This window comes from Dysgonomonas sp. 216, assembly GCF_010501065.1.
GTDB lineage: Bacteria > Bacteroidota > Bacteroidia > Bacteroidales > Dysgonomonadaceae > QVMM01.
On record NZ_QVMM01000016.1, the window covers coordinates 1 to 22,201 of the forward strand.

The 22,201-nt window shown below is 37.9% G+C and carries 22 protein-coding genes; 20 read left to right on the forward strand and 2 right to left on the reverse strand.

All coding sequences use genetic code 11. From position 1 onward, the window contains the following. Positions 1-208 precede the first annotated feature (208 nt). The 8 genes from D0T53_RS09785 (at position 209) to D0T53_RS09820 (ending at position 10,040) form a co-directional block, all read left to right on the forward strand. Positions 209-1,591: an MATE family efflux transporter gene (locus D0T53_RS09785; RefSeq protein ID WP_163267374.1), complete on the forward strand. Its 1,383-nt coding sequence runs from the start codon at positions 209-211 to the stop codon at positions 1,589-1,591. Between the two features lie 537 nt (positions 1,592-2,128). Continuing rightward, positions 2,129-4,159, forward strand: coding sequence for a TonB-dependent receptor (locus D0T53_RS09790; RefSeq protein ID WP_163267376.1), 2,031 nt, complete (start codon positions 2,129-2,131; stop codon positions 4,157-4,159). A gap of 333 nt (positions 4,160-4,492) precedes the next feature. Next, complete coding sequence (locus D0T53_RS09795) at positions 4,493-6,010, forward strand: Do family serine endopeptidase (protein WP_163267378.1); 1,518 nt, start codon at positions 4,493-4,495, stop codon at positions 6,008-6,010. 201 nt (positions 6,011-6,211) lie between these two features. Continuing rightward, on the forward strand, positions 6,212-7,072 hold the full coding sequence (locus tag D0T53_RS09800; RefSeq protein WP_163267380.1) for an RNA polymerase sigma factor RpoD/SigA: 861 nt from the start codon (positions 6,212-6,214) through the stop codon (positions 7,070-7,072). A 241-nt stretch (positions 7,073-7,313) separates the two neighbouring features. Next, complete coding sequence (gene mce, locus D0T53_RS09805) at positions 7,314-7,727, forward strand: methylmalonyl-CoA epimerase (RefSeq protein ID WP_163267382.1); 414 nt, start codon at positions 7,314-7,316, stop codon at positions 7,725-7,727. A 96-nt stretch (positions 7,728-7,823) separates the two neighbouring features. After that, the gene (locus tag D0T53_RS09810) at positions 7,824-9,383 is read left to right on the forward strand and encodes an acyl-CoA carboxylase subunit beta (protein ID WP_163267384.1); all 1,560 of its coding nucleotides are present in this window, start codon (positions 7,824-7,826) and stop codon (positions 9,381-9,383) included. Positions 9,384-9,422: 39 nt separating this feature from the next. Then, positions 9,423-9,602 (forward strand): hypothetical protein, encoded by a 180-nt coding sequence (locus D0T53_RS09815; protein WP_163267386.1) that lies wholly within the window; start codon positions 9,423-9,425, stop codon positions 9,600-9,602. A gap of 12 nt (positions 9,603-9,614) precedes the next feature. Beyond that, the gene (locus D0T53_RS09820) at positions 9,615-10,040 is read left to right on the forward strand and encodes a biotin/lipoyl-containing protein (RefSeq protein ID WP_163267388.1); all 426 of its coding nucleotides are present in this window, start codon (positions 9,615-9,617) and stop codon (positions 10,038-10,040) included. 83 nt (positions 10,041-10,123) lie between these two features. Here D0T53_RS09820 and D0T53_RS09825 read toward each other — a convergent pair whose 3' ends face one another. Both D0T53_RS09825 and D0T53_RS09830 read right to left on the reverse strand, forming a co-directional pair. Beyond that, the gene (locus tag D0T53_RS09825; protein ID WP_163267390.1) at positions 10,124-10,534 is read right to left on the reverse strand and encodes a DoxX family protein; all 411 of its coding nucleotides are present in this window, start codon (positions 10,532-10,534) and stop codon (positions 10,124-10,126) included. Between the two features lie 150 nt (positions 10,535-10,684). Further along, positions 10,685-11,683, reverse strand: coding sequence for an alpha/beta fold hydrolase (locus D0T53_RS09830; protein ID WP_163267392.1), 999 nt, complete (start codon positions 11,681-11,683; stop codon positions 10,685-10,687). 413 nt (positions 11,684-12,096) lie between these two features. Here D0T53_RS09830 and D0T53_RS09835 point away from each other — a divergent pair, with 413 nt between their 5' ends. The 12 genes from D0T53_RS09835 (at position 12,097) to nuoL (ending at position 22,188) form a co-directional block, all read left to right on the forward strand. Further along, positions 12,097-12,465 (forward strand): NADH-quinone oxidoreductase subunit A, encoded by a 369-nt coding sequence (locus D0T53_RS09835; protein WP_163267394.1) that lies wholly within the window; start codon positions 12,097-12,099, stop codon positions 12,463-12,465. Positions 12,466-12,474: 9 nt separating this feature from the next. Beyond that, on the forward strand, positions 12,475-13,029 hold the full coding sequence (locus tag D0T53_RS09840; RefSeq protein ID WP_163267396.1) for an NADH-quinone oxidoreductase subunit B: 555 nt from the start codon (positions 12,475-12,477) through the stop codon (positions 13,027-13,029). 8 nt (positions 13,030-13,037) lie between these two features. Continuing rightward, on the forward strand, positions 13,038-13,571 hold the full coding sequence (locus tag D0T53_RS09845) for an NADH-quinone oxidoreductase subunit C (protein WP_163267398.1): 534 nt from the start codon (positions 13,038-13,040) through the stop codon (positions 13,569-13,571). Positions 13,572-13,582: 11 nt separating this feature from the next. After that, entirely contained in the window at positions 13,583-14,818 is a 1,236-nt protein-coding gene (gene nuoD / locus D0T53_RS09850) for an NADH dehydrogenase (quinone) subunit D (RefSeq protein WP_163267400.1), read from the forward strand. 17 nt (positions 14,819-14,835) lie between these two features. Continuing rightward, positions 14,836-15,357 (forward strand): NAD(P)H-dependent oxidoreductase subunit E, encoded by a 522-nt coding sequence (gene nuoE / locus D0T53_RS09855; protein WP_163267403.1) that lies wholly within the window; start codon positions 14,836-14,838, stop codon positions 15,355-15,357. Positions 15,358-15,365: 8 nt separating this feature from the next. Beyond that, positions 15,366-16,721: an NADH-quinone oxidoreductase subunit NuoF gene (gene nuoF, locus D0T53_RS09860; RefSeq protein ID WP_163267405.1), complete on the forward strand. Its 1,356-nt coding sequence runs from the start codon at positions 15,366-15,368 to the stop codon at positions 16,719-16,721. A 71-nt stretch (positions 16,722-16,792) separates the two neighbouring features. Then, positions 16,793-17,839, forward strand: coding sequence for a 2Fe-2S iron-sulfur cluster-binding protein (locus D0T53_RS09865; protein ID WP_163267407.1), 1,047 nt, complete (start codon positions 16,793-16,795; stop codon positions 17,837-17,839). 22 nt (positions 17,840-17,861) lie between these two features. Beyond that, the gene (gene nuoH, locus D0T53_RS09870) at positions 17,862-18,917 is read left to right on the forward strand and encodes an NADH-quinone oxidoreductase subunit NuoH (RefSeq protein WP_163267409.1); all 1,056 of its coding nucleotides are present in this window, start codon (positions 17,862-17,864) and stop codon (positions 18,915-18,917) included. Positions 18,918-18,931: 14 nt separating this feature from the next. After that, positions 18,932-19,465 (forward strand): NADH-quinone oxidoreductase subunit I, encoded by a 534-nt coding sequence (locus D0T53_RS09875; protein ID WP_163267411.1) that lies wholly within the window; start codon positions 18,932-18,934, stop codon positions 19,463-19,465. Between the two features lie 11 nt (positions 19,466-19,476). After that, positions 19,477-19,980, forward strand: a complete 504-nt coding sequence (locus D0T53_RS09880; protein ID WP_163267413.1) for an NADH-quinone oxidoreductase subunit J — start codon at positions 19,477-19,479, stop codon at positions 19,978-19,980. Between the two features lie 3 nt (positions 19,981-19,983). Beyond that, on the forward strand, positions 19,984-20,307 hold the full coding sequence (gene nuoK / locus D0T53_RS09885) for an NADH-quinone oxidoreductase subunit NuoK (protein ID WP_163267415.1): 324 nt from the start codon (positions 19,984-19,986) through the stop codon (positions 20,305-20,307). A 6-nt stretch (positions 20,308-20,313) separates the two neighbouring features. Then, a complete protein-coding gene (nuoL, locus tag D0T53_RS09890) occupies positions 20,314-22,188 on the forward strand; it encodes an NADH-quinone oxidoreductase subunit L (protein ID WP_163267418.1) in 1,875 nt (624 codons plus the stop codon). The last annotated feature ends 13 nt before the right edge of the window (positions 22,189-22,201 follow it).

Below are 22,201 nucleotides of genomic sequence, written 5' to 3' on the forward strand. Positions count from 1 at the left end.
TTTTAATGATGTTGGTTGTAAATCTTTCATAAGGTGACTTTTTTTGTGTCAACCTATATTAGGACGGGACATAACGAGGATAAAAGGAGATGGCTTGAAAAAAGTTATCTCCTTTTTGTTTTTTCATTATTTGTAATTTTAATCTTTATATCTTTGTTGCCCAAATTGAGAAAAAGGATATTTAAGGATTGTTTAAGGACTAATTGAAGTGAAATCAAATTATAGAGATTTAACGATTGGCAGCATTTTAACAGGATTGCTAAAACTTGCTTTACCTTTAATGGGAACCAGCTTTGTGCAAATGGCTTATAACCTGATGGCTATGTTTTGGGTTGGACGTTTAGGCTCGGAGGCCGAAGCTACAATAGGCGCTATAGGAATGCTGTTGTGGTTATCTTCAACCATTGCTATATTAGCAATGATTGGATCCGAAGTGTCGGTAGGGCAATCGTTAGGTGCCAGAAAAAATCGCAGAGCTTTGTTGTTTGCATCGCATTCCACTACAATAGCCGTAATAATAGGAGTATTGTGGTCGGCGGGATTTTGCATTTTTGCACCACAAATACTTTCGTTTTTTAAATTGCCTGCCAATATAACGACCGATGCCGTTGTGTATCTGCGGATGCTTACAATCTGCTTACCTTTTCAGTTTCTATCGTTTGCCTTTTCGGGTATATATAATGGAGCTGGACGCAGTGTAACCCCCTTTACCGTAAATTCGGCGGGGTTGGCATTGAATATGGTTCTCGATCCTCTTTTTATATTCGGATTAGGGCCTTTCCCCGAAATGGGAATACATGGTGCGGCACTTGGCACAGTTATAGCACAATTATTTGTTTGTGGTTTTTTTATATTTAAGCTTAAAGTTGGTGCAGGTATAGTCGGTCGTTTTCCTATCCTGATAAAACCCCGTATCGAGTATGTAAAACGGATATTTTATCTTGGTGCGCCGGTGTCGGTTATGAACTGTATACATTCTTCAATAAATATATTATTGGCACGTGTTGCTTCTTCTTTTGGCGGTCACATAGGTTTAATGACTCAAACAACAGGGGGACAAATAGAAGCGGTTACATGGACTACCTCGCAAGGATTTTCTACAGCATTGAGTGCTTTTATCGCACAGAATTATGCAGCAGGAAAAATAGAACGGGGCAAAAATGCTTACTTATACACAATGACTATAATGGTGAGTTTGGGAATTGTGATAAGTGCGGCTTTTATCCTGTACGGAAAGCAAATATTCGGGATTATAATTCCTGAAGAAGAAGCGATGGCTGCGGGTGCCGAATACTTGGCAATAATGGGTATTGTTCAAATATTTATGATGTTTGAGCTTACAACTCAGGGAATGTTTAATGGAGTGGGGCGCACTATTCCTCCTGCCGTTATAAATATGACTTTTAATTTGCTCCGTATTCCTCTAGCTTATATTCTGGCAAAAAACATTGGTATAATTGGCGTTTGGTGGGCAATGGCTATAACTACTACATGTAAAGGTATTATTCTTCCTATTTGGTTTAGTTTTATCTATAAAGGGATAAAAAAGAAGCAACTTATAAAAATGGGTAATAATGCAATCGGTAGTTGATATTTGTTTATATATCAGCGATTAATAGTTATGGAAAACATTGTTCATAGAGATAATAAATAAAACAGAAAAACTGTCAGAAGTGTCAGGTTTTATCGGTTTACAGTTCTCAACCAACAGTAAATCGAAATAACTAAATGTTGTCAGGTATGTCAGGTTTTGCAATTTAAGTCTTTTTAGAGTGCTTTCGATAAGATGTAATTCTATGTTGGTAGAATTAAGGAACATACAAGTGTTCTTTTAAATTGTACAGTTTTGCAAGTGATCTTCGATCATGCGTGGAAATGATATGTAAGGCCGCGAATATAATTAAAGAATAAAATCTCTTCACAGAGGAGATATAGAGGAGCGAGAAAACAATAAAACCGTCAGGTATGTCAGGTTTTCTGAAAATACGTACTACAATGCTTTATTGAAGAGTATTAATTCTATATAAGTAGAATTGTAAGGCAAGAATGTGCATAAATTAGTTATTAAATGGTAAGGTGTTTTAAGTATTTTATACCTTTGCGCCGTCAAATTTTAATAATTTAAATTATGAAACAGAAAATGTTTTTTAAATCCGGAACGTATCGCTTCCGGCGGTTTGTTAAAACGGCTTATGCTGCTTTTAATAGTATGCATAAAGTTGTAAGCATTGGAGTTGTAACAGGTGGTATGCTTGTGTTTGCCAATGCAGGAGAAGTAAAGGCTCAGGCAACAACCTCGGTTGAGGGAGAACAGTTGTACACAATGGAGAAAGAGCTGGAAGAAGTAATGGTAACGGCGGCAAAGGTTGAAGTGCCATTAAATCAGACAGCTAAGCAAGTTACGGTTATAAGCAAAGAGCAGGTAGCGCAGGCGCCCGTCCAGAGTATACAGGATTTACTTGTTTATGTGGCCGGAATTGATGTGATTCAACGCGGAGCTCATGGGGTTCAGGCCGATATTTCAATCAGGGGAGGATCTTCCGACCAAAACGCAATACTTCTTAACGGAGTAAATATAACCAACGCACACACAGGACACTACAACCTGGATATTCCCATCAGTCTTTCAGATATCGAACGTATTGAAATCATCCACGGACCATCTGCACTAATCTACGGTTCGAGTGCGTTCTCGGGGGGGATAAATATAATAACAAAGAAAAAAGCCGATTCGAAACTATATGCCAAAGTAGAGGGCGGTATGCATAACCTTAAAGGTATAGAAGTGCGTGGCGCAGTCGATTCGGATGCAACATCAAACAGCTTGTCTGTTACGCATAATTCATCGGACGGGTATACCGATAATAGCGACTATAATATATTCAATGCCCTATGGCAAAGCCGTTTTAGCCTCGAAAATGGGTCTAAAATTGATCTGCAATTAGGATATAACGATAAAAAGTATGGAGCAAACACCTTTTATTCGCCAAAATATCCAAATCAGTACGAACGGACAAGTACTTATCTGGGTTCGCTTAAAGGCGAGTTTGGCTCGGTACTAAAGTTTATTCCCATAATCTATTGGAACAGGCATCACGACCAATTTGACTTGATAAAAGATACTCCTGTGGGGCGTAATTTCCATCGGAATGATACTTATGGTGCAAATTTGATATTCCTCTATCGTTCGAAGTTCGGAAGTACCAGCTTGGGCAGTGAATTACGTAAGGAAGATATAATGAGTACTAATTTGGGGAAGGAAATGGTTGAGCCTCACCGAAAATATACAAAATACGACGATCGGACAAATGCAAGTATCAGTTTAGAACATTCATTTACAATCGATAAGTTCAATATGTCGGCAGGTGTTATGATGAACCATAATACCCTGGAGAAAAAGAAGTATAAATTTTATCCTGCGGTTTCGGCAACTTATCGTGCCACAAACAATGTTAGCTTGTCTTCATCGTGGAGTAAATCGACACGCATACCTACTTTTGTCGATCTTTACTATTCAACCGAAACACATACAGCTAACGAAGGCTTAAAGCCAGAGCGGTCGGAGTCGTTTGATTTAGGCGTCAAATACCACAATACATTTATGAGTGCTTATGCAACGGGCTTTTTTATGTGGGGACGCAATATTATCGATTGGGTAAAAGAAAATCCAAATGATACTTGGGCTTCATGGAATCATACAAAACTTAATACAAAAGGGGTAGAGGCCGGTGTAAAGTTTAGGTTAGGCAAATTTTTACCTGTGCTTGGGGAAGCCTCCTTATTGTCGGTCGAATATACCCGCCTGAATGGAGATTCGGATACAAAAGGATTGATTTCGAAATATTCGATGAGTTATTTACGGGATAAACTTACTACGCAATTTCATCATCGTATATATGGCGATTTTTCGGCTAGTTGGTTCTTCCGCTTTCAAAAACGTATGGGAAAATATGAAGTATATGAAGGTACTGAAAATACAGGAAAATCAGCGCCCTTCAAATCGTATTCGACTCTCGATCTTAAACTGAACTACACATATAACAGTATGCGTTTCTATATAAATGTCAACAATTTATACGATACTGGCTATTTTGACCTGACAAGTATTCCGCAACCCGGATTTTGGCTTATGGGAGGAGTAAGCTATACTATACACTAGTAATTTGTAGTTAAGTAAAATTTATCTATTACCCGCACAAGGTTTTGTTTGTATAACCTTGTCGCGGGTAATTTTATGATGAAATATGTATGTCAAACACAATAATGTAGTGTTGTATGAAGTGTATCTCGTCTGTATTTTTGACAAAGTATTCTGTCAAAGTGTCATCCGTAATGTTAAAAAAGGAGTATCGATACTTGTCTCACGTTAAACCCTGTTAAGCTGTTTTTAGACAGGTTAAAAGTGTTAAAAATACGAACTACTACTGTTTTTTTGAATGTTATTTGTGTATACATTTGAGAAAATAAAGTTTAATATTTTAATATTGAAGATATGAAGAAAATATGGAGTAATTTGTTTACTTATGTGCTTGTAGCAGCTATAAGTGTTGGTGCTACATATGCAACTTACAGTTATTTAGAAAAATCGAAAACAGGTGGAGGTTCTACCGATATTTTCGAAACTTTTGCAGGGCAGAACAATGAAAAGAATCTGCATCTGGCGAGTCTTACGGCAGAAGGATACCCCGATTTTACTAAAGTAGCAGAAAATTCGGTACATGGAGTTGTACACATTAAGTCGGTTATAAAACAAGAAACCAGAAGAAGCCAACAAAGAATGGTCGATCCGTTTGAGTACTTTTTCGGTTTTGGAGACAGGGGATATCAGCAGCAACCTCAACAACCCAGTATAGGGTCGGGGTCTGGAGTTATAATTTCGAAAGATGGTTATATTATAACCAATAACCATGTTGTAGACAAAGCTAACGAACTGGAAGTTACGTTAAGCGATAACCGTAAGTTCTCGGCTAAGCTTATAGGTGCCGATCCCACTACCGATATAGCATTATTGAAGATAGAAGGGGATAATTATCCCATTATTCCTATTGGTAGTTCCGATGAACTGAAAGTGGGCGAATGGGTGCTTGCGGTAGGTAATCCGTTTAACCTTACGTCGACAGTAACAGCCGGTATTGTAAGTGCTAAGGCACGTGGAGGAATAGGATCGGGTAACCAATCGAGTATACAATCATTCATCCAGACCGATGCTGCAATAAATCCCGGTAATAGTGGTGGTGCGTTGGTAAATACAAAAGGAGAATTGGTAGGTATTAATACTGCCATATATTCACAAACCGGATCGTTTGCAGGTTATGGTTTTGCTGTACCTATTTCTATTGCGGGCAAAGTGGTTGCCGATTTGAAGGAATATGGTGCTGTTCAGCGTGCGGTGTTAGGTATTGTTATTACCGATATAGCTAATGCAAAAGAGGCTTATCCCGATAAAACAAAAGATATAAAAGTGACAGAAGGCGTATATGTAAACGATTTTGCTGACCGAAGTCCTGCTAAAGAAGCAGGTTTGCTGGAGGGTGACGTAATTGTTGAAGTAAACAATATAAAAGTACGTAACACAGGAGAGCTTCAGGATCAAGTTAGTCGCCATCGTCCGGGCGATAAGGTAAAGGTAAAGGTAAGACGAGGTACATCGGATAAAACATACGAAGTTGTACTGAAAAATAATGACGGAAGTACTTCTATAGTGAAGAAATCCGATCCGTTGGCATCGGTGGGTGCCGCCTTTAATGAGCTATCGTCGGATAAAAAGAAAGAATACGGAGTAAGTTTTGGAGTTGAAGTTGCAGGTGTTGACGGAGATGGTAAATTTAAGGCTGCAGGAATAAGCAAAGGCTTTATAATATTAAAACTCAATGATCAGCCAGTGTCTACACCCGAAGATGTTGAAAAAGTAATATTGTCTGTAGGGCAATCACGAGATAAAGGTTTGTTTATTGCAGGTTTTTACCCGAATGGCAGAACTCGTTATTATGCAATAGATTTGGGCGAATAATAAAAAATTCAAACAACTTTTCATAAACTCTATTTTTTTAACGCTTGACTCTCAACTAAAGGTTAGGGTCAAGCGTTATAATTGTACACAACAAAGAATTGAGTATATATTGTACTTTTTTGGAGGTAAGGGGTTGAAATATTGATAAAAAAATGCTATATTTGCACTCCTTTTGAATATTGACTAAATAAACCGTCTACAATGAGGCAGTTAAAGATTACCAAATCAATTACAAATCGTGAAAGCGCATCGCTTGATAAGTATCTACAAGAGATTGGGCGTGAAGATCTTATTACTGTTGAGGAAGAGGTTGAGTTAGCACAAGCCATAAAAAGAGGAGATAGGGCTGCTTTAGAGAAATTGACAAGAGCCAATCTGCGTTTTGTGGTGTCTGTAGCTAAACAATATCAGAATCAGGGTTTAAGTTTGCCAGACCTTATCAACGAAGGAAATCTTGGGTTGATAAAAGCTGCTGAAAAATTTGATGAAACAAGAGGGTTCAAATTTATCAGTTATGCGGTGTGGTGGATTCGCCAATCGATTTTACAGGCTTTGGCAGAGCAATCGCGTATTGTTCGTTTGCCTTTAAATCAGGTAGGGTCGTTGAATAAAATCAGTAAAGCTTTCTCGAAATTCGAACAAGAGCATGAGCGTAAGCCATCGGCTGAAGAATTAGCAGATGAACTGGATATTCCGGTTGATAAAATTGCCGATTCACTAAAAGTCTCAGGAAGGCATATCTCGATGGATGCTCCGTTTGTCGAAGGAGAGGATAACAGCTTACTTGATGTTTTGGTAAATGACGATGCTCCAATTGCCGACCGAACACTTATCAACGAGTCGTTGCAACAAGAAATCGAAAGGGCTTTATCTACATTGACAGAAAGAGAAAGTGAAATTATCAAAATGTTCTTTGGTATAGGTTGTCAGGAAATGACACTCGAAGAAATTGGTGATAAATTTCAGTTAACACGCGAGCGTGTACGTCAGATTAAAGAAAAGGCTATAAAACGATTGAGGCAAAATTCACGAAGTAAATTATTGAAAAGTTATTTAGGATAAATAATCCAGAATAATAAAATGGCTAAAGGGATGTATCATTTGATGTGTCCCTTTTTTTATCTATATAAATATAATGTGCGATGGCTGCTTTCGGTAAATGTAAAAGAAGTATAAGGGGCAGATTTTGAGCAAATGTTTTTTACAAACAAGTAGGTTATTTTCATTCGCTTTAATTTCTTGGTCTTACAATTTAATGTTACTTTTGCACAGTCAAATTTTTATAAACTCAATAAAAAAAGTCATGGATATTTCACACATTGAACATCTTGGGATTGCTGTAAATAGCATTGAAGAAAGTTTACCTTACTATGAAGGCGTTTTAGGCTTAAAATGTTATAATATTGAGGTTGTTGAAGATCAAAAAGTAAAAACAGCATTTTTTAAAGTTGGTCAAACAAAAATCGAATTGCTGGAGCCAACAAGCCCCGATAGTACAATTGCTAAATTCCTGGAAAAAAAAGGTGAAGGTATACACCATATTGCATTCAGTGTAGCCGATGGTGTAGCAAATGCACTTAAAGAAGTAGAAGAAAAAGGTGTGCAATTAATAGATAAAGCACCACGTGGTGGAGCCGAAGGCCTTAGTATAGCTTTTCTTCATCCAAAATCAACCAAAGGGGTGTTAACAGAGTTGTGTGAAGACCCTAAAAAATAAATCAAAGAAAAGACTTTATAGCCTTTGGGTTGTGAGGTCTTTTAGATGTTTATACAGATTTATCTAAAAAACTAATATAACAAAAATCATAAAGACATGAGCCAACTTGAAAAAGTAAGAGAGCTTATTGAACTTCGTGAAAAAGCACGCCTAGGAGGTGGTGAAAAAAGAATCGAAGCTCAGCACGCAAAAGGAAAGTATACAGCACGTGAACGTATTGCTATCTTGTTAGATGAAGGTAGTTTTGAAGAGTTCGACATGTTTGTTGAACACCGTTCGACAAATTTCGGGATGGATAAACAAAAATTCCTTGGAGATGGTGTTGTTACCGGTTGTGGAACAATCGGTGGACGTTTAGTTTATATCTTTGCTCAGGATTTCACTGTTATCGGTGGATCGTTGTCCGAAACTATGGCAATGAAAATTTGTAAAGTTATGGATATGGCAATGAAAATGGGTGCGCCATGCGTTGGTATCAACGACTCGGGAGGTGCTCGTATTCAGGAAGGTGTAAATGCACTTGCCGGATATGCCGAAATATTCCAACGTAATATTTTAGCATCAGGTGTTATTCCTCAAATTTCGGGAATCTTCGGGCCTTGTGCTGGTGGAGCTGTGTATTCTCCGGCTTTAACAGACTTTAATATCATGACAGAAGGTACATCATATATGTTCCTTACTGGTCCTAAAGTGGTGAAAACCGTAACGGGTGAGGATGTTACACAAGAAGAACTTGGTGGAGCATCGGTTCATACAACAAAATCGGGGGTTGCTCATTTTTCTGTGGCAAACGAAGATGATGGTTTAACATTAATTCGTCACTTATTAAGCTTCTTACCCTCGAATAATATGGAAGAAGCTCCTCGTAAAGAGTGTACTGATCCTGTATCGAGAATGGATGATTTGTTGAACGAAATTATCCCTGATAATCCAAATAAACCATACGATATGTATGAGGTTATCGGAGCTATTATCGACGATGGAGAATTCCTAGAAGTACATTCAGCTTATGCAAAAAATATCATTATTGGTTTCGCTCGTTTCAATGGTCAGTCTGTTGGGGTAGTCGCAAACCAACCAAAATATTTGGCAGGCGTATTGGATATCAATGCTTCTCGTAAAGCTGCTCGTTTCGTGCGTTTTTGCGATGCATTTAATATTCCTTTGGTTACTTTGGTGGATGTTCCCGGATTCCTACCCGGAACAGGACAAGAGTACGGAGCTGTTATCACACATGGTGCAAAACTTTTATATGCTTACGGAGAAGCTACAGTGCCAAAAGTAACTGTTACATTACGTAAATCGTATGGAGGTTCGCATATTGTAATGAGTTGTAAACAACTTCGTGGCGATTTAAACTATGCTTGGCCTACTGCCGAAATTGCAGTTATGGGTGCTGATGGTGCTGCAGAAGTTCTTTATGCAAAAGAAATTAAAGCAGAAACAGATCCTCAAAAGCAAGCGGAAGTTGCGGCTGCCAAGAAAGAAGAATATAATAAATTATTCTCAAATCCTTACAATGCTGCTCGTTATGGGTATATCGACGATGTTATCGAACCTCGTAATACACGTTTCCGTGTAATCCGTGCTTTGGAACAATTGAGAACAAAACGTCAGACTAATCCTGCTAAAAAGCACGATAATCTGCCACTATAATTATAATATTATTAGAGAACCTCAATAAAAAATAGGATTATGAGTAATAATAATATTCCGGGTGATGTGTTAGCAGCTATATCGATGGCTATCTTCGATTTACAGGATGAAGTTCATGATGTGGAAGCTAAAGTGATAACAATTAAAAGAAAGCCTCAGGATTATCAGCCATGGTGCGATAAATCGTTTGGTATGTTGCAAACCCCAATCAGAAAGTAAAGCTATTTCGATATGAAAACTTTTAAATATAAAATTAACGGCAAAGAATATGAAGTTGCCGTAGATAAAAAAGAAGATACATTGGCCGAAGTTACTGTTAATGGAACTGCGTACACTGTAGAACTTGAGAAAAAAGAAGAGCCTGAAGCTTCTATCCCAAAAATTCAGCGTCCTGTAACAAGTGCAGCTTCATCGGCAAGTGCAAGCCGTCCGTCAGGAGGTGGCGCAGGAACTATAAAATCGCCGCTACCGGGTATCATTATCGATATCAAAGTAAAAGTAGGCGATGCTGTGAAAAAAGGTGATACTGTAGTTATGCTCGAAGCTATGAAAATGGAAAATGCAATTGCCGCTACTGTAGATGGTGTTGTAAAAGAAGTTAAGGTAGCTGCAGGCGACTCGGTGCTCGAAGGCGTTGACCTTGTTGTGATAGGTTAATATTATATCCATATACTATAAGAGGCTGTGTCCAATAACGGATTCAGCCTCTTATTCTCTTCTCTACTTTGTGATAATGGAATTTAGTCCCATATATATTTCTTACTTAAGGCATATTTTCCTCCGCCGGTAAAAACAAGAGCTAAAGCTCCAAACAGATATAATCCCAATAGTTCTACGCCCCAACCTCCAACTGGTGTTATGCTAAATATATCGGCACTGTGTACCATTAGCATAGCTACCAAACAATTTATAGCAAATATTCCTGAAGCTAAACGGGTTGCAATACCCCCAATAATTAATAATGGAGCAATTACTTCGCCTATATAAACACCATAAGCAAATATTGTCGGTAGTCCCGAGTCTATAATCTGTTGTTCAATAAAACCTATCCCGTTAAAGATTTTGTTTACTCCGTGTAGTAACATAAGTACTCCTATACTTAATCGAAGGACAAGCAGTCCTAAATCGATATTTCGATCTAATAATTTCATAATTTTTTGTTTTAGAAGTTTGTTTCATTTCTAAAACATACAGATGGAAGTATTTGTTTGAGTGTTTTTATCTATCATTAAGAGTTTCTGTTTATTTCTCATGTTAATTTGTTATTAAATAGTTAGTTGTTCTTTTTTATTGAATTTATTTTACTGTAAAAAATCAATAAATGGGGTTATAAATCTATCGAAAGCTTCTATATGTGGTAAATGACCTACATTATCCAGTTCAATAAGTGTTGAATTAGGTATTCTATCCCGGGTTTCTTTTCCTAAATCCTGATAGAGTCCCATATTGTCTCTAATGGTTGAATCTTTAACCTTGTTTTTCCCAATAGCAGTACGGTCACGAGTTCCAATTATTAATAGAGTAGGTACTGTTATACGTTCAAATTCATAAATAACAGGTTGTGTGAAAATCATATCGGAAGTTTGGGCATTGTTCATTGCAACTATATGATAGTTTGTGTTTTTTACCCATCCTGTTAGTAAGTATACCCATTCGTCATATTCGGGCTTCCATTGGTTGTTGTAATAAAATTCCGACTGATACTTTTTAGCCGTTTCGTAATTGGCTTGTAATTCGGTTTCATAATTTTCGTCAATGCTGGTGTAGGGGGCAACAAGTTTCCAATCTTCGAGTCCGATAGGATTTTCGAGAATCAATTTCTCTACAATATTGGGGTACATTAGTGTAAAACGTGTAGCTAACATTCCTCCCATCGAGTGTCCTAATAAATGTATTTTGCTTATTTGAAGTTCGTCTAATATTTTCTTGGTATTTATAGCAAGTTGCTGAAAAGTGAATTGGTAACCAATTGGTTTAGACGATTTTCCGAATCCTATCTGATCTGGTATTATAACACGGTAACCTTCTTTTATTAAGGCTTCGGCAGTTGTTTTCCAGTAGGCTCCGTTGAAATTTTTGCCATGCAGCAAAACTACTGTTTTTCCATTGTTCGACGACGGGTTGATATCCATGTAAGCCATTTTTAGTTGTTGTCCTTGACTTTCTATTTTTGCATATTTTACACTAAAGGGGTATTCGTAATTAGAAAGCATGATATCTAATACAGGTTTATTGTCTTGAGCATAAATTCCGCTTAGTGATACCAGAAAGAAAGTAGAAAGAATTGATATTAATTTCATTGATATTTATCTTTTAATTAAACATTGAATTTAACATATAACAAAGAGTCTAATTTTTTGTTACATCAGGTTTCGGAATATTAACAAAAAGATGTTTGCTATAATTCTCTTGCTTGTTATTCTGTAATATGACTAATTTATAGATGTTAGTCTAATTTTTGTTTTCTCTTATTTGTTGATTTTTTTTTGAAAAAAATGGAGTAAATATATTTCTGATTTACCCTCTAAATTTTACTTATATTTATAGAGATGCAAATTTGTAAACTTCACTATGCAAAATGACTTTATTTTGCGTTCTGGATATGCCTGTGGCAATAAATAAATTAATTATTATGTATTATTTTGTTCTTTTCTGATAAACAAAAAAAGTAACTTTGCATGCTATAAAATTAAAGAGTATTAGTAGTTAGGTTATGAACTCAAATTTATACGATTTTATACCCATTTTGATGCAAGTTGCATTTTCGGCAATATTTGTGACACTTACTGTATTTGTGTCGAATATGATTGGTCCGAAAAGAAAAAGTGCGCGGAAACTTGCGAATTTTGAATGTGGGCTAGATCCATTGGGGAATGCGCGCTCTCCGTTTTCTGTGAAATATTTTTTAGTTGCAATTCTTTTTGTCCTTTTCGACATCGAGATTGTATTTATGTATCCTTGGGCTGTAAACTTTAAAGCTATAGGATTGGACGGATTACTAAAGATGGGAGGTTTTATTGCACTTTTATTAGTGGGGTATCTGTACATTGTTAAGCGTAAGGCTTTAGAATGGGAAAAATAATACATGGTTATGAGCAGTAAATCATCTAATATAAATGTAGTACCGGCTCCCGAAGGATATATGGGGCATGGTTTTTTTGCTACAAAGTTTGATTATGTCATAGGGTTGGCAAGAGCTAACTCTTTATGGCCATTGCCTTTTGCTACCTCTTGTTGTGGAATAGAATTTATGGCAACTATGGCTTCTACTTACGATATGGGTCGTTTTGGGGCCGAGCGTAATAGTTTTTCTCCACGTCAGGCAGATATGTTGCTTGTTATGGGAACCATATCGAAAAAAATGGCACCTATACTTAGGCATGTTTATGAACAAATGGCAGAGCCCAAATGGGTAATTGCGGTGGGGGCTTGTGCTTCTTCGGGTGGAATATTCGACACCTATTCGGTATTGCAAGGCATAGATAAGGTAATCCCTGTAGATGTATATGTTCCGGGTTGCCCTCCTCGTCCCGAACAGATTCTTGACGGTGTAATGCAGTTACAGGAATTAGTAAAACACGAATCGATAAAACGTCGGAGTTCGGAAAGATATGACGAACTTTTGAAGTCGTACAAATTTGAATAATTGGAATAATGGCACTTGATACAACAATTATTGAAAATAAGATAGGAGAGAAGTTCGGGGATTCAGCTTTTAACTTCAGAATGGAGCATGATATCTTTACTTTTGAGGCTACGCCTGCTACAATAAAAGCAGTTATTCATTTTATGAAAGAAGATGATACATTGCGTTTTAATTTTCTGACAGATTTATGTGGAGTACATTATCCCGATAATAATAAAGATACTCAGTTTGCGGTAGTTTATCATCTTCATAATTGGATAGATAATGTACGAGTGAGAGTGAAAACTTTTCTGAATGGAGCTAAGCCGGAGGTTGACTCTGTTGTCGATATATTCGCATCGGCGAATTGGATGGAGCGGGAAACATATGACTTTTATGGAATTGTATTTAAAGGACATCCTAATCTGAAACGAATATTGAATGATGAAGGTATGACTTCGTTCCCTATGCGTAAAGAATTTCCGATGGAAGACTCAGGACGTACAGATAAAGACGACCGTTTCTTTGGAAGAACTCCTAATAATTATGAACCCAATAAATAGCAAAGTAAGATATGTCGGATAAACAGATAAATCAAGAACATCGCTTTGCGAAAATTGTAAGAGAACAAACCTTCGAAGACGGAAGAGAGTTGAATGTATTGAATTTTGGCCCTACTCATCCATCTACTCACGGAGTGTTTCAGAATATATTATTATTAGATGGTGAACGAATTGTAGATGCCGAAACTACTATCGGGTACATTCATCGTGCATTTGAAAAGATAGCAGAGAACAGGACTTTCTATCAGATTACGACATTAACAGATCGTCTTAATTACTGTTCTTCGCCGCTTAATAATATGGCTTGGTGGATGACGGTTGAAAAAGCTTTAGGTGTAGAAGTCCCTAAGCGTGCACAATATATGCGGGTTATCATTATGGAACTTGCTCGTATTACCGACCATCTTATTTGTAACTCTATACTTGGTGTAGATTTAGGTGCATACACGCCATTCCTTTATGTAATGAAATATCGTGAATTGGCTTACGAAATATACGAAGAAATTTGTGGTGCCCGTATGACTACTAATATGGGACGTATAGGAGGATTCGAAAGAGACTGGAGTGAAGCTGCATGGCGTAAACTGGATGAGTTTCTCGAAGGTTTTCCGAAAGCTTGGAGCGAATTAGAGGACTTATTCCTCCGTAATCGTATATTTATGGATCGTATTGTTGGGGTAGGAGCTATTTCGGCAGAAAAAGCAATCAACTATGGGTTTACAGGGCCTAACTTGCGTGCAACAGGGGTCGATTATGATGTGCGTACAGCAAAACCATATAGTTCGTATGAGGATTTCGATTTTGTAATACCCGTTGGGGAATCGGGAGATACGTATGATCGCTGGTGTGTGCGTTCGGCTGAGATAAAGGAAAGTCTTAAGATTATTCGTCAGGCACGCGACAATATGCCTTCGGGTTCATATCATGCCGATGTTCCCGATTATTACCTTCCACCTAAAGATGCTGTTTATAACGAGATGGAGGCTCTTATCGATCATTTTAAAATTGTAATGGGCGAGATACCTGTTCCTATAGCAGAAGTATATCATTCGGTAGAGGCGGCAAATGGAGAGTTAGGCATGTATTTAATAACTGACGGATCACGTTCTCCGTTCCGTTTACATTTTCGCCGACCCTGTTTTGTCTATTATCAGGCATTTCCCGAATTAATAAAAGGAGGTTTATTTTCTGACGCAGTGGCTACGCTATCTAGTATAAATGTCATAGCAGGAGAATTGGATGCATAGTGTCTTTTATTTGTATTATGGAAAGAAATTATAAGCAAGATATTAATATCACAGACGAGTTGACAGCCCGTATTAACGAGTTGTTGAGTCATTATCCGGCTGATAAGAAAAAGTCGGCAATGTTACCCGTGCTTCATGCTGTGCAAGATGCTCATGATAATTGGTTGAGTGTTGAGCTGATGAACAAGGTTGCTGAAATATTGGAAGTTAAACCTATCGAAGTATACGAGGTAGTAACATTTTATACGATGTTTAACCAAAAGCCTGTGGCTAAGTATATGTTCGAATTTTGTCGTACATCATGCTGCGGATTGCGTGGAGGCGAAGATTTGATGGAATATACCTGCGCAAAACTAGGAGTAAAACAAGGCGAGACAACGGCTGACGGCATGTTCAGCGTAGTAGGTGTTGAGTGTTTGGGTGCTTGTGGTTACGGGCCAATGTTACAATTGGGTGATAATTATCACGAAAAACTTACGAAAGAGAAAATAGATATTTTGATAGAAGAGTGTAAACAAGGAAAAGTAACCCTTTATTAAGTTTTGCGATGAGTAGAAAAATATTATTAGAAAAAATAAATATTCCCGATATTCAGGAATATGATGTTTATCGCAAAAATGGTGGATATGCTTCTGTTGAAAAGGCATTAAAGAGTATGACTCCGGATGATGTAATCGAACAGGTGAAAACATCGGGATTACGTGGTCGTGGAGGTGCAGGATTTCCTATGGGTATGAAATGGAGTTTCATCGATAAAAAATCGGGAAAACCTCGTCATTTGGTTGTAAATGCCGATGAGTCGGAACCGGGAACATTTAAGGACCGTTTTCTGATGCACCATATTCCACATTTACTTATCGAGGGTGCTATTGTTGCCAGTTATGCACTGGAAGCTAATCTTTCTTACATATATATTCGTGGCGAGTATATGTGGTTATTTAAGATACTGGAAAAAGCCATAAAAGAAGCTTATGCAAACGGTTGGTTGGGTAAAAATATATTAGGGACAGGTTACGACCTTGACCTTTATGTTCATTGCGGTGCCGGAGCATACGTTTGCGGAGAAGAAACAGCACTTATCGAGTCGTTGGAAGGTAAACGGGGTAATCCTCGTATTAAGCCGCCTTTTCCGGCTGTTAGCGGATTATGGAATGAGCCGACGGTTGTAAACAACGTTGAGTCTATTGCTTCTGTATCGTGGATAATAAATAATGGAGGAGAGGAATACGCAAAAATAGGAATAGGACGATCTACAGGAACAAAACTGATGTCTGTTTCGGGGCATGTGAAAAATCCCGGTGTATATGAGATAGAATTAGGAATGTCGATGGAAGAGTTTTTCTATTCTGATGAATATTGTGGCGGAATGATGGATGATCGTCCGTTGAAAGCAATAATACCCGGAGGGGCATCTGTACCTATTTTACCAACGCAATACATTTTCAAAACAGTTAATGGCGAAGATCGTTTGGTTTCGTACGAATCATTAGCTGATGGAGGTTTTACTACAGGCTCATCTTTAGGCTCAGGAGGCTTTATTGTATACAACGATACAGCTTGTATTGTACGGAACACTTGGAACTTTTCCCGTTTCTTTCATCACGAAAGTTGCGGACAGTGTTCTCCTTGCAGAGAAGGAACTGGATGGATGGATAAAATACTTCATCGGATAGAAACCGGTCAGGGTAGGGAAGAAGACATCGAGCTACTTTGGAGCATTCAGAGTCAAATAGAAGGAAATACTATATGTCCGCTTGGCGATGCTGCAGCGTGGCCTGTAGCAGCAGCCATAAGGCATTTTCGCGAGGAATTTGAATATCATATACGTTTTCCTGAAAAAATTAAGAATAGAGATCACTTTACAAGCGAACCTATGGAAAAGGTTCGTCACTTATTAGGTTAAATAATCGGTCGATTTATATTACAAATTATGTAATATGTAAATGTTTCTGAAATACAAAAAGCCAACAAAAAATGAAAATAACAATAGATGGGCATACAATAGAAGTTGAGCAGGGAACTACAATTCTGCAAGCTGCCCGTATTGTCGGAGGCGACAGTGTTCCTCCTACCATGTGTTATTACTCCAAGCTCGAAGATTGTGGGGGGAAATGCCGTTGTTGCTTGGTTGAAGTGACGAAAGGAAGTGAAAAAGATCCTCGTCCTATGCCAAAACTACAGCCTTCGTGCGTTACTGCAGTACAGGATGGAATGGAGGTGAAAAGCGCTACATCCGACAGAGCAAAAATATCCCGAAGGGCTGTTTCTGAATTTTTGTTGATTAATCATCCGCTCGATTGTCCTGTTTGCGATCAGGCAGGAGAGTGTGACCTTCAGGATTTGGCCTATGGAAATGAAAATTTCCGTTCGCGTTTTACCGAGAAGAAGAGAACATTCGAGCCCGAAGATATCGGTCCATATATACAATTGCATATGAACCGTTGTGTTTTATGTTATCGTTGTGTAAAATTGGCCGATCAATTAACACCAGAACGTGTACATGGAGTAATTGGTCGTGGCGATCATGCCCAGATATCGACATATATAAAAAATGCAATTGATAACGATTTCTCGGGTAATGTAATAGATGTATGTCCGGTAGGGGCATTGACTGATAAAACATTCCGGTTCAAGTCGCGTGTGTGGTTTACCAAGAAATTTAATGCTCATCGTCAGTGTTCGAAATGTTCGGGCGATGTTGTCCTTTGGATGTTTGGAGATGATGTGCTTCGGGTTACAGCGCGCAAAGATCAATGGAACGAAGCGGAAGAGTTTATATGTAACGAATGTCGTTTTGAACATAAGAATGTTGAAGACTGGGTTATTGAGGGTCCTCGCAAATTTGAAAGACATTCGGTAAAAAATGTAAATAACTATACCCGTGATCTGAAAAATGTGAAGATTAATGCCGATGACCTTATTCTTGAAGGACGTGAAGAGGATAGGCAGAAGATAAGTATGCCCAATACTCCTTTTGACGAAAAGGAGAAAGAAGCTATAAAGAAAGCAAAAGAACAATAAGATAGGTACAACAGAATAAGATATGGAAATTGCATTTATTATTGAAAAATTGATTTTTATAGTTCTCGTATTCGCTTTAACTATGCTTATTGCCTTGTATGCGACATATGCGGAACGAAAAGTCGCCGGATTTTTGCAAGACCGATATGGACCTAACCGTGCCGGTATATTTGGGTTGCTACAGCCTATTTGCGATGGAGCAAAGCTTTTTGCAAAAGAAGAATTCATGCCGAATACTCCTAATAAAATATTGTTTTTGGCAGGTCCGGCTATTGCCATGACTGTGTCGCTTTTAGGAAGTTCGGTTATTCCTTGGGCCGACAAATTTGAAATACCCGGTTATGGCGAAGTCAAAGGTTATATTGGAGATGTAGATGTTGCGATTCTTTACATTGTAGCAATATTGTCTACTGGTGTATATGGTATAGTTATCGGAGGCTGGGCATCAAACAATAAATATTCGTTGATTGGGAGTATACGTGCCGGAGCTCAAATGATTTCGTACGAAATAGCAATGGGACTTTCTATCATAGCTTTAGTGATGATGACAGGCTCGTTGAGTTTAGTTAGTATAACTGAACAACAAAGCGGATGGCATGGAATGCAGTGGAATATAATTTACCAACCACTTACTTTCCTTATATTTCTTGTTTGTTCGTTTGCCGAGTGTAACCGTACGCCGTTCGATTTACCCGAATGCGAATCGGAACTGGTAAATGGCCATCATACTGAATACTCTTCGCTGGGAATGGGATTCTTTATGTTTTCGGAATATGCAAGTATGTTCTTTTCTTCGGCCTTGATTTCGGTATTATTTTTCGGAGGTTATAATTATCCGTTTATCGACTGGGTCAGAGAAAATTGGGGTGTAAATATAGCCAGTATTTTAGGTTTCTTAGCCCTGTTAGGAAAAATATTATTCTTTATTTTCTTCTATATGTGGGTACGTTGGACAATACCAAGATTCAGGTACGATCAGTTGATGAAGTTGGGATGGAAGATACTTTTCCCGTTGGCAATAGCTAATATATTTATAATAGGTATCGTAATGTTGGTTGTTGAGTATTTTGGCTCGTAATAAAAAGAATTGAAATGTCAATAAAAGATATATCCTTATCAGGACGGAAGGCAGAAGTTGTCGATAAGAAGATGACTTTTTGGGAGCGTATATACCTGCCTGCTATAATAGGAGGTTTAGCTACTACTATTAAGCATTTTTTTAAGAAAAAAAATACAATACAGTACCCCGAACAACAACGTGAATTTAGTCCGGTTTACAGGGGGCAGCATCTATTAATGCGTGATGAAGAAGGACGCGAACGTTGTACAGCTTGCGGGCTGTGTGCATTGGCTTGTCCGGCAGAGGCTATAACAATGGTGGCAGCCGAAAGAAAAAAGGGAGAAGAACACCTCTATAGGGAAGAAAAGTATGCGGCAGAATATGAAATAAATATGCTACGCTGTATATTTTGCGGATTATGTGAAGAGGCGTGCCCAAAGCAAGCAATTTATCTTACAAAATCAAAACTGTTGGTAAAACCCAAATTAGACAGAAAAGATTTTATATATGCAAAAGATAAGCTTGTAATTTCGGTAGAAGATGCTAAAGCTAGAAAGTTTGATTGAAAATAATTAATATGATTACAATAATTTTTTATATTCTGGCAGCTATAACACTTGGTACGGGACTATTAACAGTTTTGTCGAAAAATCCTGTGCATAGTGCGGTGTATATGATTATTTGCTTCTTTTCTATATCGGGGCATTTCCTGATGCTGAATGCGTTGTTTCTGGCCGTAGTTAACATTGTGGTTTATGCCGGAGCGATAATTGTGCTATTGCTCTTTACCCTGATGTTAATGAATTTGAGTGAGCAGCACGAGCCGAAAAAGAAAATAATTAGTCGTATAGCAGCAGCTGTTTCGGCTTGTCTTATGGGAGTCGTATTATTTGCTGCATTATTAAAATCGGTTCCGGTAATAGAAACATATAAATCGGTAGGTACAGACTTTCAATCGGTAGCTGTTATAGGGCAAGTGTTGCTCGATGAATATTTTCTACCATTCGAGTTTGCCTCTATCTTACTGATAACTGCAATGATAGGAGCTGTATTAATTTCAAAAAGAGAAAAAAAAGCCTAAGCCATGCTGAATAATATATTAGAACAAGTGGGTATCGATAATTATATTTATCTCTGCATACTTCTGTTTTGTGTAGGTGCAATCGGGTTATTATACCGTAGAAGTACAATCGTTATGCTAATGTCGGTAGAACTGATGCTTGCTGCCGGAAATATGCTATTGGCAGTGTTTTCCGTATACCATCAGGATACCAGCGGACAGGTGTTTGTTATTTTCTCGTTAGCTGTTGCTGCTGCCGAAGTTGCAGTAGGCTTGGCTATACTGGTTGCTATATACCGTAACGTAGGGTCGATTGATACTGACGAATTAAAAAATTTAAAAGGATAAAGCTGAATGGAAAAAATATTAGTCATAATACTTCTGCTTAGCCCGTTTATAGGATTTGTAATTAATCTTCTTGTCGGGAAGAGCATTGTCGGGCGAAAAACAACAGGTCTTATAGCTACAACAGCAGTACTTATTAGTTTTGTTATTTCGTTATACTTTTTTATACAGATTCTGTCGACCGGAACGATAGCATATATACGTCTGTTTGAATGGATGACTTTTAAGGAATTTTCGGTAGATCTATCTTTTACACTCGATCAGCTTTCGTTACTTTGGTTACTGGTTGTAACAGGTATAGGTGCGTTAATCCATATCTATTCGATAGGATATATGCGCGATGACAGAAATATCGACCGTTATTTCTCATATCTCAATCTGTTCATATTTTTTATGAATGTACTGGTTACGGGAAGTAACTTGCTTGTAACATTTATAGGATGGGAAGGTGTAGGTATTTGTTCCTATTTATTGATAGGCTTTTGGTCTAGGAATCAGAAATATAATGATGCTGCAAAAAAGGCATTCATCATGAACCGTATAGGAGACTTGGGCTTTCTTATCGGGATATTTACTCTGGCATATCTTTTCAATACTGTCGATTATGTATCGTTGAAACAGTTGGCAACGAGCCCCGATCCGCTGTTAGGAGTGGCTGCTTTTGCCCTTTTTATAGGTGCTACGGGTAAAAGTGCTCAGATTCCTTTATATACATGGTTGCCCGATGCTATGGCAGGACCAACTCCTGTATCGGCTTTGATACATGCTGCAACGATGGTAACAGCAGGTATTTTTATGATAACGCGCCTTAATTTTATATTTGATCTTACTCCGGATATTCAGGCTTTAATTGCTATTGTGGGGGCTGTAACCTCTTTATTTGCAGCATCCATTGCAATAGCGCAAACTGATATCAAAAAGGTATTGGCATATTCTACTGTATCGCAATTGGGGCTGATGTTTCTTGCCCTAGGGTTGGGAGCATACCATGTAGCTGTTTTTCATGTAATAACACATGCTTTCTTTAAAGCTTGTTTATTTCTAGGTTCGGGTTCGGTTATCCATGCGATGGGCGGAGAACAGGATATGCGAAAAATGGGCGGACTAAAGAAGGTAATGTTTATAACTTATGCAACATTTGCCATTGCAACAGTTGCTATTTCGGGTATTCCTCCCTTGGCAGGATTTTTCTCTAAAGACGAAATAATGTTGGCAGCATTCGAAGGTAATAAAATATTGTGGGTAATTGCAGCATTGGCATCGTTACTTACTGCGGTGTATATGTTTCGTGTTCTGTTCCTTACTTTCTTTAATGATTTTAGAGGTACGAACGAACAAAAGCATCATTTGCATGAGTCGCCTAAGAGTATGACAATACCTTTAGTTGTTTTGGCTGTTTTAGCCTTATTCGGAGGTGTTATAAGTTTACCGGGAGGGCTTAGTTGGCTGAATCATTTTCTTGAACCGGTTTTACCACAGTTAGCGTTTGTTGAACATACATTATCTACCGAAGCTATAGTGTTGATGTGTGTGTCTACGGTAATTGCCCTTGCTGGTCTTGGTATAGCTTATTACTTATATGTCAAAAAAATGTCGGTTCCCGCCGAGGATAGTAAGATTACCGGATTTGCAAAAGTTCTTTATAATAAATATTATATCGACGAAATATATAATGCATTGTTTATAAAGCCGATGTATGTGTTGTCTACATTTTTTGAACAAGTGGTAGAAAAGTTTCTAAAGAATATCTTTAAAGGAATTGGTGTCATTTTTGGCATACTTTCGTTCCCTGCAAAGAAATTGCAAAACGGAAGTTTGGGATTCTATCTCTTCTTTTTCGTTCTTGGTTTCAGTGTATTAATTATTTGTTTATTTCTTGTGTAAAATTATAGAGTAG

Bases quoted from the DNA above. Each gene is read 5' to 3' on its own strand.
- nuoD (WP_163267400.1), top strand. From the start codon at position 13,583: ATGTCGGATAAACAGATAAATCAAGAACATCGCTTTGCGAAAATTGTA.
- nuoF (WP_163267405.1), top strand. From the start codon at position 15,366: ATGAGTAGAAAAATATTATTAGAAAAAATAAATATTCCCGATATTCAG.
- D0T53_RS09795 (WP_163267378.1), top strand. From the start codon at position 4,493: ATGAAGAAAATATGGAGTAATTTGTTTACTTATGTGCTTGTAGCAGCT.
- D0T53_RS09825 (WP_163267390.1), bottom strand. From the start codon at position 10,534: ATGAAATTATTAGATCGAAATATCGATTTAGGACTGCTTGTCCTTCGA.
- D0T53_RS09880 (WP_163267413.1), top strand. From the start codon at position 19,477: ATGATTACAATAATTTTTTATATTCTGGCAGCTATAACACTTGGTACG.
- D0T53_RS09835 (WP_163267394.1), top strand. From the start codon at position 12,097: ATGAACTCAAATTTATACGATTTTATACCCATTTTGATGCAAGTTGCA.
- D0T53_RS09830 (WP_163267392.1), bottom strand. From the start codon at position 11,683: ATGAAATTAATATCAATTCTTTCTACTTTCTTTCTGGTATCACTAAGC.
- D0T53_RS09810 (WP_163267384.1), top strand. From the start codon at position 7,824: ATGAGCCAACTTGAAAAAGTAAGAGAGCTTATTGAACTTCGTGAAAAA.
- nuoL (WP_163267418.1), top strand. From the start codon at position 20,314: ATGGAAAAAATATTAGTCATAATACTTCTGCTTAGCCCGTTTATAGGA.
- D0T53_RS09840 (WP_163267396.1), top strand. From the start codon at position 12,475: ATGAGCAGTAAATCATCTAATATAAATGTAGTACCGGCTCCCGAAGGA.
- D0T53_RS09865 (WP_163267407.1), top strand. From the start codon at position 16,793: ATGAAAATAACAATAGATGGGCATACAATAGAAGTTGAGCAGGGAACT.
- nuoH (WP_163267409.1), top strand. From the start codon at position 17,862: ATGGAAATTGCATTTATTATTGAAAAATTGATTTTTATAGTTCTCGTA.
- D0T53_RS09875 (WP_163267411.1), top strand. From the start codon at position 18,932: ATGTCAATAAAAGATATATCCTTATCAGGACGGAAGGCAGAAGTTGTC.
- D0T53_RS09820 (WP_163267388.1), top strand. From the start codon at position 9,615: ATGAAAACTTTTAAATATAAAATTAACGGCAAAGAATATGAAGTTGCC.
- mce (WP_163267382.1), top strand. From the start codon at position 7,314: ATGGATATTTCACACATTGAACATCTTGGGATTGCTGTAAATAGCATT.
- nuoK (WP_163267415.1), top strand. From the start codon at position 19,984: ATGCTGAATAATATATTAGAACAAGTGGGTATCGATAATTATATTTAT.
- D0T53_RS09800 (WP_163267380.1), top strand. From the start codon at position 6,212: ATGAGGCAGTTAAAGATTACCAAATCAATTACAAATCGTGAAAGCGCA.
- D0T53_RS09815 (WP_163267386.1), top strand. From the start codon at position 9,423: ATGAGTAATAATAATATTCCGGGTGATGTGTTAGCAGCTATATCGATG.
- D0T53_RS09845 (WP_163267398.1), top strand. From the start codon at position 13,038: ATGGCACTTGATACAACAATTATTGAAAATAAGATAGGAGAGAAGTTC.
- nuoE (WP_163267403.1), top strand. From the start codon at position 14,836: ATGGAAAGAAATTATAAGCAAGATATTAATATCACAGACGAGTTGACA.
- D0T53_RS09790 (WP_163267376.1), top strand. From the start codon at position 2,129: ATGAAACAGAAAATGTTTTTTAAATCCGGAACGTATCGCTTCCGGCGG.